The sequence below is a fragment of the Thermomonas sp. genome (genome assembly GCF_046293095.1).
Lineage (GTDB): Bacteria > Pseudomonadota > Gammaproteobacteria > Xanthomonadales > Xanthomonadaceae > Thermomonas.
In genome coordinates this window covers 243738-257593 of sequence record NZ_JBKBPN010000002.1, presented here as the reverse complement: position 1 = coordinate 257593, position 13856 = coordinate 243738, and the positions used below count along the sequence as shown (strand labels likewise).

At 68.7% G+C, this 13856-nt stretch carries 12 protein-coding genes; 7 read left to right on the top strand and 5 right to left on the bottom strand.

Annotation, left to right across the window (positions count from 1 at the left end; all coding sequences use genetic code 11):
- The first annotated feature begins 31 nt into the window (after window positions 1-31).
- From ACK4SG_RS04605 to corA, 5 genes are all read left to right on the top strand, one after another.
- Window positions 32-1003, top strand: a complete 972-nt coding sequence (locus ACK4SG_RS04605) for a PhoH family protein (RefSeq protein ID WP_409600184.1) — start codon at window positions 32-34, stop codon at window positions 1001-1003.
- Between the two features lie 9 nt (window positions 1004-1012).
- A complete protein-coding gene (gene ybeY, locus ACK4SG_RS04600) occupies window positions 1013-1495 on the top strand; it encodes an rRNA maturation RNase YbeY (protein ID WP_409600182.1) in 483 nt (160 codons plus the stop codon).
- A 66-nt stretch (window positions 1496-1561) separates the two neighbouring features.
- Window positions 1562-2440, top strand: a complete 879-nt coding sequence (locus tag ACK4SG_RS04595; protein ID WP_409600180.1) for an HlyC/CorC family transporter — start codon at window positions 1562-1564, stop codon at window positions 2438-2440.
- Window positions 2427-3638, top strand: coding sequence for a DUF4105 domain-containing protein (locus ACK4SG_RS04590; RefSeq protein WP_409600178.1), 1212 nt, complete (start codon window positions 2427-2429; stop codon window positions 3636-3638). Before ACK4SG_RS04595 ends, ACK4SG_RS04590 begins: the two co-directional genes overlap by 14 nt.
- Before the next feature lie 31 nt (window positions 3639-3669).
- On the top strand, window positions 3670-4665 hold the full coding sequence (gene corA / locus ACK4SG_RS04585) for a magnesium/cobalt transporter CorA (RefSeq protein WP_409600176.1): 996 nt from the start codon (window positions 3670-3672) through the stop codon (window positions 4663-4665).
- A gap of 16 nt (window positions 4666-4681) precedes the next feature.
- On the opposite strand, the gene ACK4SG_RS04580 is transcribed toward corA, so the two are convergent.
- The 3 genes from ACK4SG_RS04580 to ACK4SG_RS04570 all read right to left on the bottom strand — a co-directional run bounded on the left by ACK4SG_RS04580 (window position 4682) and on the right by ACK4SG_RS04570 (window position 10044).
- Window positions 4682-5938: a DUF819 domain-containing protein gene (locus ACK4SG_RS04580; protein WP_409600174.1), complete on the bottom strand. Its 1257-nt coding sequence runs from the start codon at window positions 5936-5938 to the stop codon at window positions 4682-4684.
- Window position 5939: 1 nt separating this feature from the next.
- The gene (locus ACK4SG_RS04575) at window positions 5940-8012 is read right to left on the bottom strand and encodes a prolyl oligopeptidase family serine peptidase (protein WP_409600172.1); all 2073 of its coding nucleotides are present in this window, start codon (window positions 8010-8012) and stop codon (window positions 5940-5942) included.
- Window positions 8013-8073: 61 nt separating this feature from the next.
- On the bottom strand, window positions 8074-10044 hold the full coding sequence (locus ACK4SG_RS04570) for an OPT family oligopeptide transporter (protein ID WP_409600170.1): 1971 nt from the start codon (window positions 10042-10044) through the stop codon (window positions 8074-8076).
- 206 nt (window positions 10045-10250) lie between these two features.
- On the opposite strand from ACK4SG_RS04570, the gene ACK4SG_RS04565 reads away from it, so the two are divergent.
- Window positions 10251-12260 (top strand): M13-type metalloendopeptidase, encoded by a 2010-nt coding sequence (locus ACK4SG_RS04565; protein WP_409600168.1) that lies wholly within the window; start codon window positions 10251-10253, stop codon window positions 12258-12260.
- Between the two features lie 37 nt (window positions 12261-12297).
- On the opposite strand, the gene ACK4SG_RS04560 is transcribed toward ACK4SG_RS04565, so the two are convergent.
- Both ACK4SG_RS04560 and ACK4SG_RS04555 read right to left on the bottom strand, forming a co-directional pair.
- Entirely contained in the window at window positions 12298-13014 is a 717-nt protein-coding gene (locus ACK4SG_RS04560; RefSeq protein WP_409600166.1) for a rhomboid family intramembrane serine protease, read from the bottom strand.
- A 6-nt stretch (window positions 13015-13020) separates the two neighbouring features.
- Window positions 13021-13365 carry an MGMT family protein gene (locus ACK4SG_RS04555; protein ID WP_409600164.1) on the bottom strand — a complete coding sequence of 115 codons (345 nt, stop codon included), beginning with the start codon at window positions 13363-13365 and terminating at the stop codon, window positions 13021-13023.
- Window positions 13366-13413: 48 nt separating this feature from the next.
- On the opposite strand from ACK4SG_RS04555, the gene ACK4SG_RS04550 reads away from it, so the two are divergent.
- Entirely contained in the window at window positions 13414-13824 is a 411-nt protein-coding gene (locus tag ACK4SG_RS04550) for a hypothetical protein (RefSeq protein WP_409600162.1), read from the top strand.
- Window positions 13825-13856 lie beyond the last annotated feature (32 nt).

Here is a 13856-nt window from a genome sequence, read left to right as displayed (position 1 = left end):
CAGGCGCCGGCCGCGCTACCCTGCGCGGCCTATGCCACATCGTGAATTCACCCTCGAGCCGGACGACATCGAACGACTGGCCAACATGACCGGGCCGTTCGATGCCCACCTGCGCCTGGTCGAATTGCGCCTGGGCGTGCAGATCGCCAACCGCGGCGGCATGTTCCGCGTGGACGCCGACGATGCCGACGCCGCCGGGCGCGCGGAGGCGTTCCTGCGTCGCCTGTACGATGATGCCGCAGGCGAAGCGCTGGACGAGCACGCCGTGCACCTGCGCCTGGGCGCGTTCGGGGGCGATGCGCCTGCAAAGGGCGACGCCGCAACCGGGCAGGACGTGGCGGTTCGGGTCAAGCGCGGCACCCTGCGTGGGCGCGGCCCCAACCAGCGCAAGTACCTGCAGGCGATCGCCAGCCACGACATCAACTTCGGGGTTGGCCCGGCCGGCACCGGCAAGACCTACCTTGCCGTGGCCATGGCGGTGGACGCGCTGAACCAGTCGCGCGTGCAGCGCGTGGTGCTGGTGCGCCCGGCGGTGGAGGCCGGCGAGAAGCTGGGCTTTTTGCCCGGCGATTTGACCCAGAAGGTCGACCCCTACCTGCGCCCCCTGTACGACGCGCTCTACGAGATGCTGGGCGTGGAAAAGGTGGCCCGCCTGCTGGAACGCAACGTCATCGAGATCGCGCCGCTGGCCTACATGCGCGGCCGCACGCTGAACGATGCGTTCGTGATCCTGGACGAGGCGCAGAACACCAGTATCGAGCAGATGAAGATGTTCCTGACCCGGCTGGGCTTCGGCAGTACCGCCGTGATCACCGGCGACATGACCCAGATCGACCTGCCGAAACACCAGAAGTCCGGCCTGAAGGACGCGGTGGAAGTGCTGCGCGGGGTCGAGGGCGTGAGCTTCACGTTCTTCGAGTCACGCGACGTGGTCCGGCACCCATTGGTGGCGCGCATCGTGAACGCGTACGAGGCCCGCGATGCGGCCGCCGGACAGGCGTAGGATACGCGCATGACCCGGGGCCCCGTCCGTCTTGATGTCGCCGTCGGCTATGCCCTGCCGCGCGCCGGCGTGCCCGCGGCCGCCAGCTTCCGCAAGTGGGTGGCGGCGGCGCTGGAAGGCCGCATCCGCGAGGCCGATCTTGCCATCCGCCTGGTGGATGAGAAGGAAGGCCGCGCGCTGAACCACCATTACCGCGGCAAGGACTACGCCACCAACGTGCTCAGCTTTCCGGCGGAGCTGCCGGAAGGCCTGCCAGAGGGCGTGAAACTGCCACTGCTGGGCGACCTGGTGCTGTGCGCGCCAGTGATCGCGCGCGAAGCGAAGCAGCAAGGCAAGCCGCTGAACGCGCACTATGCCCACCTGACCGTGCACGGCTGCCTGCATCTGCTGGGCTGGGACCACGAGGACCCGCGCGAGGCGGAGGCGATGGAGCAGTTGGAGCGGGAGATCCTGGCCGGGCTGGGCCTGCCGGACCCCTATCTGGACGCCTGACGCCCGCGCGATCGCACCAATTCGCTAGACTCTGCAGCATTGCCAGCCACGAGGCCCCCACGCCCCATGTCCGAGGACGACAGTCGGCACTCCACCGACACCGATGACAAATCCGCCGAAAAGCCCCACCGATCCTGGCTGGATCGCATCAGCGCGGCGCTTTCAGGCGAACCCACCAGCCGCGAAGACCTGATCGAGCTGCTGCGCGACGTGCAGGCCGACGGCCTGATCGGCCCCGACACCCTGAGGATGATGGAAGGGGCGGTGAACATCGCCGACATGACCGTGGGCGAAGTGATGGTGTCGCGCGCGCAGATGGTGGCGCTGCCCGCCGACGGCAAGTTCCTGGACCTGATGAAGCAGGTGGTGGAGTCCGGCCATTCCCGCTTCCCGGTGCACGGCGAGGACAAGGATGAAATCCTGGGCATCCTGCTGGCCAAGGACCTGCTGCGCGGCGTGGTGGCCGACAATGGCCCCGCCAGCATCCGCGAGCTGCTGCGCCCGGCGGTGCTGATCCCGGAATCGAAGAACCTCAACGTGCTGCTGCGCGAGTTCCGGCAGTCGCGCAACCACATGGCCATCGTCATCGACGAATACGGCGGCGTCGCCGGGCTGATCACCATCGAGGACGTGCTGGAGCAGATCGTCGGCGAGATCGACGACGAACACGACGATGCCGCCGACGAGGGCGTGCTGATCGCGGCACAGGCCGATGGCCAGTTCGTGGTCGATGCGCTCACCCCCATCGCCGACTTCAACGAGCGCTTCGGCGCGGATTTCGACGACGACGAATACGACACCATCGGCGGCCTGGTGACGGCCGCCATCGGCCACCTGCCGGAGGCCGGCGAGGAGCTGACGCTGGGCCGCTTCACCTTCCGCGTGGCCCGCGCCGATGCGCGTCGCCTGCACGCGCTGCACGTGGGCGTGCATGGCGAGGACTGACGCGGTGCGTCTGTTGGTCGCGCTGCTGGCACTGTTGGCCGGTTTCGCCCGCGCGACGCCGACGCCGGCGACCGCAGCCACCGGCGACCCGGCGCCACGCATCGGGGTGGTCACCATGGGTCCCGGCGATATCTTCTGGGAGCGCTTCGGCCACGACGCCATTGTGGTCGAGGATCCGGCCACCGGCACCCGCACCCACTACAACTTCGGCTTCTTCGACCTGGACGAGCCCGGCTTCGTGGGCCGCTTCGTCAAGGGCGAGATGCGCTACCGGCTGGTGGCGCTGCCGATGGAGGAGGACCTGGCCTACTACCGCGAGGTCGGCCGGGGCGCGACGTTGCAATGGCTGGCCCTGGACCCCGCGCAGGCACGCCGGCTGGCCGCGGATCTGGCCGAGAACGCCAAACCGGAAAACGCGCGCTATCGCTACGACTACTACACCGACAACTGCGCCACCCGTGTACGCGACGCGCTGGACCGCGTGCTGGATGGCCGCCTGCGCAAGCAGCTGGAGGGCCGCTCCAGCGGCGACACCTTCCGCAGTGAATCCCTGCGGCTGGCCTCTCCCGCACCGTGGATGTGGCTGGCGTTCGACATCGGGCTGGGCCCCTACGGCGACCGCCCCCTGACGCGCTGGGAGCAGGGGTTCCTGCCGCGCCGCCTGTCCGACGACCTGCGCAAGGTGACGCGCGCGGACGGCCAGCCGCTGGTCGCCGCCGAGCAGGTGCTGCTGCCGCAACGGCAGGCAGCCGAGCCCGTCGAACATGCACAGGCGCTGTGGCCGTGGCTGCTGGCGGGCGTCGTGCTGGCCGGCCTGGTGGCCTTCGCCGCGCCCCGTTACCCGCGCACCCTGGCGGGACTGGCCGGCGGGTTCTGGCTGCTGTGCGGCCTCCTCGGCACCGTGCTGCTGCTGGCCTGGGCCTTTACCGAGCACCGGGCGCTGTGGGCAAACCGCAACCTGCTGCTGTTCAACCCGCTGTGCCTGCTGCTGCTACCCGGTGCCTGGTCGCTGCTGCGCGGACGCGCACCGTCCCCGCGCTTCCGCGCCCTGCTGGCTGTGGTGGCCGTGCTCGCCGCGCTGGCCTGCCTGCCGCTGTGGCTGCAGGCGCTGCCGCAGCGCAACGGCCACTGGATCGCACTGCTGCTGCCGCTGCATTTCGCCCTGTCCCGCTGGTGGCCGCGCCCGTCGCGCGCTTGATGCGCCCGCCAAGGGCGGGCAGGATGCGGCCATGAACGTTCCCGCCGTCCAACCCGCGTGCGTGGTGAATTGCGCGGCCTACGACCAAGCCGGCCACCGCCGCGACATCACCCTCGACGATATCAGCGATGTGCTGGCGGACCCCGCCGGCGGGTTCGTCTGGGTCGGCCTGTACGAGCCGGAGGAGCGCCTGCTCGATACGCTGCAGGACGAGTTCGGCCTGCATGACCTGGCGGTGGAGGACGCCCACCACGCGCACCAGCGGCCGAAGCTGGAGCCTTACGGCAACAGCCTGTTCATCGCCGCGCACACCGCGCAGCAGGTGGATGGACACGTGCGCTTCGGTGAGACGCACGTCTTCATCGGACCGCGCTACCTCATGACCGTGCGCCACGGCGCCTCGCTCAGCTTCGCCTCGGTGCGCCAGCGGCTGGAGCGGGATCCGGAGGCGCTGGCCCGCGGGCCCAGCGTGGCACTGCATGCGGTGCTGGATTTCATCGTGGACAACTACCAGCCGATCGTCTCGGATTTCGAGCGCGAACTGGACGCGCTGGAGCAGGACGTCTTCGCCGAGAGCTACAAGCGCGGCACCATCCAGCGCCTGTATGCGCTGCGCAAGGAACTGACCCAGATGCGGCTGGCGGTGGCGCCGATGCAGGACATCCTGTCGCAGCTGATCCGCAGCCCCACGTTCGCCATCCCGGATGAGGTGAAGCCCTACTTCCGCGACGTGCTGGACCACGCCGCGCGCGTGGGCGACAGCATCGACACCCTGCGCGAGATGGTGGCCGCGGCGATGAACGTCAACCTGTCGCTGGTCACCGTGGCGCAGGGCGAGATCGTCAAGAAACTCGCCGGCTGGGCCGGCCTGCTGGCCGCACCCACCCTGATCGCCAGCTGGTACGGCATGAACTTCGAGCACATGCCCGAACTGCACGGACGTTGGAGCTACCCCATCCTCGTCGGCGTGGTCGCGCTGGTCTGCGTGGGCCTGTACCGCTACCTGCGCCGGATCCGCTGGCTGTAGGCCATCTCCCGCCTGCTCAGGCCCCGGCCAGCGCGCGCAGCATCAATCCGGTGAGATAGGCGCAGTAAGTCCCCAGCGCATAGCCCAGCACGGACAGCAACACACCGACCGGCGCCAGCGCCGGATGGAAGGCGGTAGCGACCACCGGCGCGGACGCGGCTCCGCCGATGTTCGCCTGCGACCCGACGGCCATGAAGAACAGCGGCGCCCGGATCACGCGCGCCACCAACAGCATCACCGCGGCATGCACCGAGATCCAGATCAGCCCGAGCAGCAGCAGCAGCAGCGGCCGGTCGGCCAGCTGGGCCAGATCCATCTGCATGCCGATGGTGGCGATGAGGATGTAGAGCAGGACCGAGCCCACTTTCGACGCCCCCGCACCTTCAAGCCGGCGCGCGCGGGTGAAGCTGAGGGCCACGCCGAAGGTGGTGGCATAGATCACCAGCCAGAAGAAGCGCGAGTCCAGGCTGTAGTCGCGCAGTCGCCACTCCGCCGGCATGGCGCGCACCCACGCCACGGTGGGATCTGCCAGGAAATGGGACAGGCCCACCGCACCGAATGCCAGCGCGAAGATCATCATCAGGTCGGTGGTGGACGCGACGCGGGCATGCTCGGCCTGGTAAGTGGCCATACGCACCTGCAGCTCCTCGATGGCGCGCGTGTCCGCCCGCAGCCAGCGATCGAAGGCCGGCGCGCGCGCCGCCATGAACAGCAGCACCGCCATCCAGACGTAGGCCACGATCACGTCCGCCGCGGCGAACTGGCCAAACAGCGTGGCATCGACGCCGAAGACTTCCTTCATCGCGGCCTGGTTGGCGCCACCGCCGATCCAGCTGCCCGCGATCGTGGTCATCCCGCGCCAGGTCTCCCCCGCTACCGTCTCCGGATGGATGACCCGCATGGCCTCGAACGCCACCAGCGCGCCCAGCATGACGCCGGCAGTGCCGGCCAGGAACATCACCAGCGCCTTCGGGCCCAGTCGCAGCACCGCGCCCACGTCCATCGAGATGCAGAAGAGCACCAGCGATGCCGGCAGCAGGTAGTCGCGCGCCATCGGATACAGGCCCGAGTGCGCGCCGTCGATGAGCCCCACGCTGTTGGCCAGGGCGGGCAGCAGGTAGCACGGCAGGATGGCCGGCACGAGGGCGTAGAGCTTCGCCCACGGCCCCCGTTCCCGCGATGAACTCCAGAAGACGAATCCCAGGATGGCCGCCAGCAGGCCCAGGACGGCGGCATCGCTGCCGATCAGGGCACTGCCCGCACTTGCCTCCACGTCACTGCCCGATGTGCTGCTTCAGCCAGGCGTTCACCGTCTCGTGCCAGAGCACGCTGTTCTGCGGCTTCAGCACCCAGTGGTTCTCGTCCGGGAAGTACAGGAACTTGGACTCCACGCCCTTGCGCTGGTTGGCCGTGAACAGCGCGATGCCCTGCTCCACCGGGATGCGGAAATCCTGCTGGCCGTGGATCACCAGCATCGGCACCTTGAAGTTGGCGACATGGTTGGCCGGGTTGAACTTCTGGTAGCCCGCCGGGTTGTCGTACGGCGTGCCGCCGTTCTCCCACTCGCTGAACCACAGTTCCTCGGTGGCATAACCCATGGCGTTGTTCTCGAACACGCCATCGTGGCTGACCAGGCACTTCCAGGGTTCATTCCAGTTGCCTGCGATCCAGTTGACCATGAAACCGCCATAGCTGGCGCCCAGCGCGCAAGCCTTGTTGCCATCCAGGAACGGATACTTCTGCTGCGCCGCAGCCCAGCCCTTCTGCAGGTCCTCCAGCGGGCGATCGCCCCAGTGGCCACTGATCGAATCGGTGAACTTCTGGCCGTAGCCGGTGCTGCCATGGAAGTCGATCATCACTACCGCGTAACCTTGGCCCGCGTAGGTCTGCGGGTTCCAGCGGTAGCTCCAGCCGTTGCCAAAGCTGCCCTGCGGGCCGCCGTGGATCAGGAAGGCGACCGGGTACTTCTTCCCGGGCTCGAAGTTCCACGGCTTCACCACATAGCCGTGCACGGTCTCGCCGTTCCAGCCGATGAAGTTGAACTGCTCGTACGCGCCCCAGGCCACGTCCGGCAGCATCTCCGCCGCCGACGGCGTGATCGCGCGTACCGGTGCCTTGCCGTCGGCGCTGGTGGTGGCGATGACATCGCCGGTCTTCAGCGTGTTGCGGGCGAACGCCAGGGTCGGGCCGGCCAGGTCGAAGGCCGACACGCTACCGTCCTTCACCACGGTTTCCACCTCGCCATTGGCCAGCGAGACGCGGAACAGCGGATGCTGGCCCAGCTCCTGGGCGGTGGTGTAGATCCACTTGCCATCGGCGGACAAGGCGATGCCGTCGGCGGAGGCGTCCCAGCGCGGCGCGATTTCCTTCGCCTTGCCGGAGGCCACGTCCATCGCCATCAGCGCAAAGCGGTCGGCCTCGAAGCCCGGGCGCGCCATCGCGCGGTAATAGAGGGTCTTGCCGTCGGCGCTGAATACCGGGCCGGCGTCCCAGGCCTTGTTGGCCGCGGTGACATTCCGTGCGCCGCTGCCGTCGGCATTGACCAGCCAGATGTCGAAGTTGGTGCTCCAGGGCTCGCTGCGGTCGGATTGGCGCACGCTCATGGCCACGGTCCTGCCGTCGGGCGACCAGGCGAAATCGGACAGGTCGCCGAACGGCTTGGACGGGATGTCGCCGTGGACGTCACCGCTCAGCAGCGTCGCCGAGGTCAGCATGCCCTCGCCCAGCGGCGCCGCGAACACGCGGTTCAGGCGACCGTCGGCCCAGGTATCCCAGTGGCGGATGAACAGGCGATCGAACAGCACGCCGGTGCTCTTGCGGGCCGTCTCGTCGTCGAGCTTCTTCCTGGTGCAGGCCAGATCGGCCTTGCAGTCCGGAAACACGGCCAGCGCCAGCGCCACCTGCTTGCCGTCGGGCGACAGCTTGTAGCCGTCCACATCGATGGGGAAATCGGTCAGGCGCTTGGCCTCGCCACCCGCGGCCGGCATCGCATAAAGCTGCATGGAGCCCGATTGGGCGCTGAGGAAGTAGAGCGTCTTGCCATCCGGCGAGAACGCCGGCGAGTTCACGCTCCAGCCTTCCGGGGATACCTGCTTCGGCGGCACCATGTCGCGGGTGAAGAGGTTGCGCATCCACAGGGTGGTCTTGGACTTGTTGCTGTCCTTGTCCACCGTGCGCTTGGCGAACACCAGCACGCGCCCGTCCGGCGACAGCGTCGGCGCGGAGTAGCGGTCCATGTAGGCCATGTCCTGCACGGTGAAACCGCGCTGCGCGGCGCTGGCGGCGCTGGCGGCGGCCGGCAGGGACAGGGCGAGGGCAAGCGGGAGGATGGCGTGGCGAAGGGTCATGGCAGTGGCTCCATGGAGCAGGAAGTGAAGACGCCCGCGCAGGCGCAGGCGTCGTGATGACTCAGGCGTTCGGATTGGCCTTGGCGCCGGTGCGGTACAGCAGCCAGCCGACCACCGCCAGCACGGCGAGGCCGACCCACTTGCCCTGCTGCAGGGCTTCCGGCACCGCGATCACGTCGGCGCGGCCCGAGGCCACGATCGGGATCGCGATCAGGATGCCCATCAGCGCCTCGCCGGTGATCAGGCCCGCGGCGAACAGCGTGCCGGGGCGATGCAGGCGGTCGCGCGCCGCCTCGTCGTGGGTGCCCACCATGCCGTGGCGCTTTTCCACCAGGTAGGCCAGCAGGCCACCTAGGAAGATCGGCACCATCAGTTCTAGCGGCAGGTAGATGCCAATGGCCGCCGCCAGCACCGGCACGCGGAAGCTGCTGCCCTTGGCCTTCAGCACTTCGTCGAGGGCGATGATGGCCGCGCCGACCCCGGCGCCGATGCCAATCACCGTCCACGGCAGCTCGCCGCCGAACATGCCCTTGGCAACCGAAGCCATCAGCGTGGCCTGCGGCGCGGACAGTGCGTTCGGATGCTCCGGCGTGGGCGCGCCGATGCCATAGGCCTGCGCCAGCAGGTTCAGCACCGGCGCCATGATCAGCGCACAGGAGAACGCGCCGATGCCCAGCATCAGCTGCTGCTTCCACGGCGTGGCGCCGACGATGTAGCCGGCCTTGAGGTCCTGCAGGTTGTCACCGCCGACCGCCGCGGCGCAGCACACCACCGCGCCGATCATGATCGCGGCCACCGCACCCAGCGGCGCGCCGGACGCGCCCACCGCCATCTTCCCGCCCTCGCCCAGCAGCACCAGCAGCACGGCCGAGGCGAACAGGATGGTGGCAATCGTGATCCCGGACACCGGGTTGTTGGAGGAGCCCACGAGGCCGGCCAGGTAGGCCGACACCGACACGAACAGGAACCCGGCGACGATCATGATGATCGCCATCGGGATGCTGACGTGCCACATGCCGACGATGGCCTGGTACAGCAGCAGCAGCGGCACCACGAACACCACCAGCGCCACCAGCATCCACTTCATGGGCAGGTCGCGCTCGGTCTCCGCGACCGCTTCGCCGCTGCCCTTGCGCGCCGCGGCCACGCCGCTCCGGACGCCGGACAGCAGAGACTTGCGCAGCGAGAACAGCGTCCACACGCCACCGATCAGCATCGCACCGACGCCGAGGTAGCGGATCTTGGCCGACCAGATGGCACCGGCGATCTCTTCGGCACCCGCACCGGCGATGCTGGCGGCCAGCGTCGGGTCGGTATCGAGGAAGAACATGTGGTACAGCGGGATGGCAATGTGCCAGGACAGGATCGAGCCGGACACGACGACAATGCCGATGTTGAGACCGACGATGTAGCCCACACCCAGCAGCGCCGGCGACAGGTTGGTGCCGATGTAGCCCAGGTACTTGCCGAAAAAGCCGGCGCCCGCGGCGGTGTCGGGGATCAGCTTCATGCCGCTGGCCGCGGCCGCCTTGATCAGGCCGCCCAGCGAGGCCGACACCGCCAGAATCTTCAGGCCCGGGCCGGGGTTCTCGCCCGCCTTCAGCACTTCCGCGGCCGCCTTGCCTTCGGGGAACGGCAGCGGCTCCTCGACGATCATCGAGCGGCGTAGCGGCACCGAGAACAGCACGCCCAGCAGGCCGCCCAAGCCGGCGATGGCCAGCACCCACGAATATTTGAAGTCCTGCCAGTAGCCCAGGATGACCAGCGCCGGGATGGTGAAGATCACACCGGCGGCGATCGACGAACCCGCCGAGGCGCCGGTCTGGACGATGTTGTTCTCCAGGATGGTGCCGCCGCCCAGCAGGCGCAGCACGCCCATCGAGACGACGGCGGCCGGGATCGCGGTGGCGATGGTCAACCCGGCGAACAGGCCGAGGTAGGCATTGGCTGCGGAAAGGATCACCGCCAGCAACACCGCCAGCACCACGGCGCGGAACGTGAGCTGCGGCACAGGCTGAACAGGATTCGACATCGGACGCCCTCGGCAAAGAATGCAAGTGCCGAAACGTAGCCGCTGCGGGAGGGCAAGTCCAGTGCAGTGCGGCGCAGCATATCGCCGGGCGAAGCAGGCAAGCAGCAAAGCCGCCGCAGTGAAGCAACCCTGAATCCGTGGCGCAGGGCGCGCGTCATGCGCTGCTACACTCGGGTGCTTTGATGCTGCTGAAGAAGAGTTGCCGCATGCACAAAACGCGCCCGCTTGTTCTCGCCCTGTCCACCGCCCTCCTTGCCGGTCTCGCCTCGCCCGTGAGCCTTGCCGCGAAGAAGCGGGTGGCGCCGAACGCGGCAGCCGTGTCGCCGGCCTGCACGGATCTCTATGCAGAGGCCAACAAAGGCTGGCTGGCGGCGAACCCGATGCCTGCATCCGGCGCGATCTCCGCGCTGGGCCAGCTCAGCGCGCGTGCGCAGCAGCAGCAGCGCGACCTGCTGGATGCCGCGATGCGCGACCCCAGGAACAAAGTGCAGAAACTGCTCGGCGACTTCTGGGCCAGCGGCCTGGACGAGGCCGCGGTGGAGCGGGACGGCGCCGCGCCGGTGGCGCCGCTGCTGAAGCGCATCGACGCCATCCGCAAGCCCAAGGACATCGCCCCGGCGATTGCCGCACTGCATCAGGTGGGCATTCCCGTGGCGTTCCAGTTCGGCGCCGATCTGGACCTGCGCGACCTCGACCGCCACCTCGGCTACTTCAGCCAGGGTGGGCTGGGCCTGCCCGATCCGGCCTACTACACCCGCACCGATGCCGACACCAAGGCGCTGGTCGCACGTTATGCCGACTACATCCGCCGCATTCTCGCCCTGACCGGCGTGCCGAAGCAGGACATCGAGACCCAGACCGCGCAGGTGCTGGATCTGGAAACCCGCATCGCGCGCCTGGCCAGGCCGCTGCCGGAATTGCGCGATCCCCGCAACAATTTCGCCCCGGTGGCCACCGCCGGCCTGGGCAAGCAGTACCGCAACCTGCAGCTGGACGCTTTCCTGAAGGCCCAAGGGGTCGACGACGACACTGTCTCGCTGGCCAATCCGGCGATGTTCGCCCAGTTGGACGCCATGGTTGCCAGCCTCAAGCCCGCGCAATGGCAGTCCTATCTGCGCTGGCGCGTGGGCGATGCGATGGCGCCGTACCTGTCCGCGCCGTGGCGCGAGGCGGCGTTTACGTTCCGCGGCAAGGTACTGCTGGGGCAGGACGCGCCGCCGCCGCGCTGGCAGCAGGTACTGGATGCGATCAACCTGGCTGCCGGCCCGATGCTGGGGCGCGAATACACCGCCGCGCACCTGGCCCCGCCCATTCGCAGCCAGGCCGAGCAGATCGCCGACCAGGTCCGCCTGGCCCTGCGCCAGGCTGTCGAGCGCGGCAACCTGCTGCAGGGCGAGGCCAAGGCGGAAGCGCTGGCGAAACTGGACAGACTGCGGATCGAGGTCGGCGCACCCAAGCGCGACCTCGACGACAGCGTGCAGCCGATGGGCCGCGGCAGCTTCGGCAGCAACATGCTGATCGCCGCCACCTGGCGGCATCGCCAGGAAATGAAGCGGATCGGCAAAGGCAACGCCGATCGCCGCTGGGACCTGCTGCCGCAACAACCGGCGTTGGCCTACGATCTGGCCCACAACCGCCTGATCGTCACCGCGGCGATGCTGCAGGCTCCCGTGCTGGACGCAGCGATGCCCGAGGACGCCCGCTACGGCGCCTTCGGTGCACTGGTCGGCCACGAGCTGAGCCACGCCATCGACGGCCGCGGCCGTTACGTGGACGCCAAGGGCGATGTGCGTGACTGGTGGAGCGGCAGCGAGGTCGCCGCCTGGGACGCCCTGGGCGGAAAGGTGGCCCGCCTGTATGGCGCACTGCCCTATCCCGGCGTGGCCGGCGTCAAGGTGGACGGGGTGCTGACCCGCGACGAGAACCTGGCTGATCTGGCCGGCATGGAACTGGCCCATGCCGCCCTGCGCGCGGCGCATCCGGACGGCGGCGCGCAGGCCGACAAGGCGTTCTTCACCGGCTGGGCGCAGCTGTGGGCGCAGCAGGTGACCACCGAGGAAGCGAAGATCCGCGCGCAGCAGGACGTGCGCGCGCCCGGCCCGTGGCGCGCCAACGTCCCGGCCATGCAAGAGGCAGCGTTTGGCGCGGCCTACGGCTGCAAGATCGGCACGCCCATGCAGCCCAAGGCGGACGCGCGCGTCATCGTGTTCCAGTAAGTCGTCGCGAAGACGACTGTCTTGTCGCTGCCGGGGCTCAGCGGACGATGCGGATGTTCGGCCCGCGCCGCCCGCCGCCGCCCAGCGGCCCCTGGCCGCGCCAGTGACGGATCAGCAACCAGCCGAACAGCATCCCGCCCAAGTGCGCGAAATGCGCCACGCCCGGCTGCAGGCCGGTGATGCCGAGGCCCAGTTCGAACAGGCCGTAGACGATGACCAGCGTGCGTGCCTTCATGGGGATCGGCGGGAACAGCAGCATCACGCGCTGGTTCGGGAACAGCATGCCGTACGCCAGCAGCAGCCCGAACACGCCGCCGGAAGCGCCGATGGTGGGGTATGGATCGGCGCCCTGCGACAGGGCATAGGAGCCGACCAGCAGTTGGCACAGGGCGGCGCCGACCACGCTGACGAGGTAGTAGGTCATGAAGCGGCGCTCGCCCCAGGTGTATTCCAGCGGCGCGCCGAACATCGCCAGCGCCAGCATGTTGAAGGCCAGGTGCAGGAAGCCGCCGTGCAGAAAGCTGTAGGTCACCAGCTGCCACGGCATGAACGCCGGCGCGAGGGCGCCGACCGGATCGTAAGCCACGTCGCCCCAGGGCCACAGCATCAGCGCGACCAGCCGGTCGTCGCCCAGCAACAGCTGCAGCAGGAAACCGATGCCGTTGGCGATCAGCAGGGTCTTGGTGACGCGGGGGAGATTGAACGGCATCCGTGCGACGTCCTGGTTACGTTGCAGCGCATCATAGCGCGACATCCCGGTTCAGCATGGGCCCCACAGCGCGGCATCCAGCGTCCCTTCATCCGCCGGCAGCCGGACCCGGCCGTTGTGCAACACGACGCCTTCGTCCTGCAGCCGGCGTGCCTGCTCGCTGAAACCCTTGGAGCCCGCCGGGAACGCGATGCGGCCGTCCGAGCGCAGGATGCGGTGCCAAGGTAGCGCAGGGTCATCGTTCCTGCCCAGAACGCGGGCCACCAGCCGCGCCCGCCCCGGCAGCCCGGCACGCCGGGCGATGGCGCCATAACTGGCCACCTGTCCCGCCGGCACGGCGCGGACGGCGGCCAGGATGCGGCATTCGGCAGTACTCGGGCAGTCGGCGGCAGGCATGTTCGGGGTAGCATAGCCGCATCGCCTTCACCCACGGCCGGGATTGCCATGGACAACTTCGAACAGATCCGCAGCCATCTGGTGGCCTCCGGCTACCGGCTGACTCTGCAGGAGCCTTATGTGGCCTGCGTCGAACTCTCGCTGGCGCAGGGCAAGCGCCACCAGGCCATCTTCCTGGCCGAACTGCAGGACGACGACGGGCGCAACTTCCTTCGCGTCAGCACTGCGGTCGCCCCGACTACCGGCATGGACGCGCGCCGCGCCCTGGCCTTCAACTGGGCCAACCGGGTGGGCTACCTGGCCATTGGCGAACTGGACGGCGTGCCATACCTGCAACTCTGCGAGAACCGCCCCTACGACTGCCTGACTCCGGCCGAAATCGACCGGCTGGTGCTGGAAATCGGCGGCACCGGCGACGAGATGGAGCGGCGGATGTCAGCGGGCGGCGACCTGTTCTGACCCGTTGCGCCAACCCCATGAAAAACGCCGGC

What these genes read in the sequence shown, in the direction of transcription:
- ACK4SG_RS04605 (WP_409600184.1), top strand. Translation starts at nt 32, where the DNA reads ATGCCACATCGTGAATTCACCCTCGAGCCGGACGACATCGAACGACTG.
- ybeY (WP_409600182.1), top strand. Translation starts at nt 1,013, where the DNA reads ATGACCCGGGGCCCCGTCCGTCTTGATGTCGCCGTCGGCTATGCCCTG.
- ACK4SG_RS04595 (WP_409600180.1), top strand. Translation starts at nt 1,562, where the DNA reads ATGTCCGAGGACGACAGTCGGCACTCCACCGACACCGATGACAAATCC.
- ACK4SG_RS04590 (WP_409600178.1), top strand. Translation starts at nt 2,427, where the DNA reads ATGGCGAGGACTGACGCGGTGCGTCTGTTGGTCGCGCTGCTGGCACTG.
- corA (WP_409600176.1), top strand. Translation starts at nt 3,670, where the DNA reads ATGAACGTTCCCGCCGTCCAACCCGCGTGCGTGGTGAATTGCGCGGCC.
- ACK4SG_RS04575 (WP_409600172.1), bottom strand. Translation starts at nt 8,012, where the DNA reads ATGACCCTTCGCCACGCCATCCTCCCGCTTGCCCTCGCCCTGTCCCTG.
- ACK4SG_RS04570 (WP_409600170.1), bottom strand. Translation starts at nt 10,044, where the DNA reads ATGTCGAATCCTGTTCAGCCTGTGCCGCAGCTCACGTTCCGCGCCGTG.
- ACK4SG_RS04565 (WP_409600168.1), top strand. Translation starts at nt 10,251, where the DNA reads ATGCACAAAACGCGCCCGCTTGTTCTCGCCCTGTCCACCGCCCTCCTT.
- ACK4SG_RS04560 (WP_409600166.1), bottom strand. Translation starts at nt 13,014, where the DNA reads ATGTCGCGCTATGATGCGCTGCAACGTAACCAGGACGTCGCACGGATG.
- ACK4SG_RS04555 (WP_409600164.1), bottom strand. Translation starts at nt 13,365, where the DNA reads ATGCCTGCCGCCGACTGCCCGAGTACTGCCGAATGCCGCATCCTGGCC.
- ACK4SG_RS04550 (WP_409600162.1), top strand. Translation starts at nt 13,414, where the DNA reads ATGGACAACTTCGAACAGATCCGCAGCCATCTGGTGGCCTCCGGCTAC.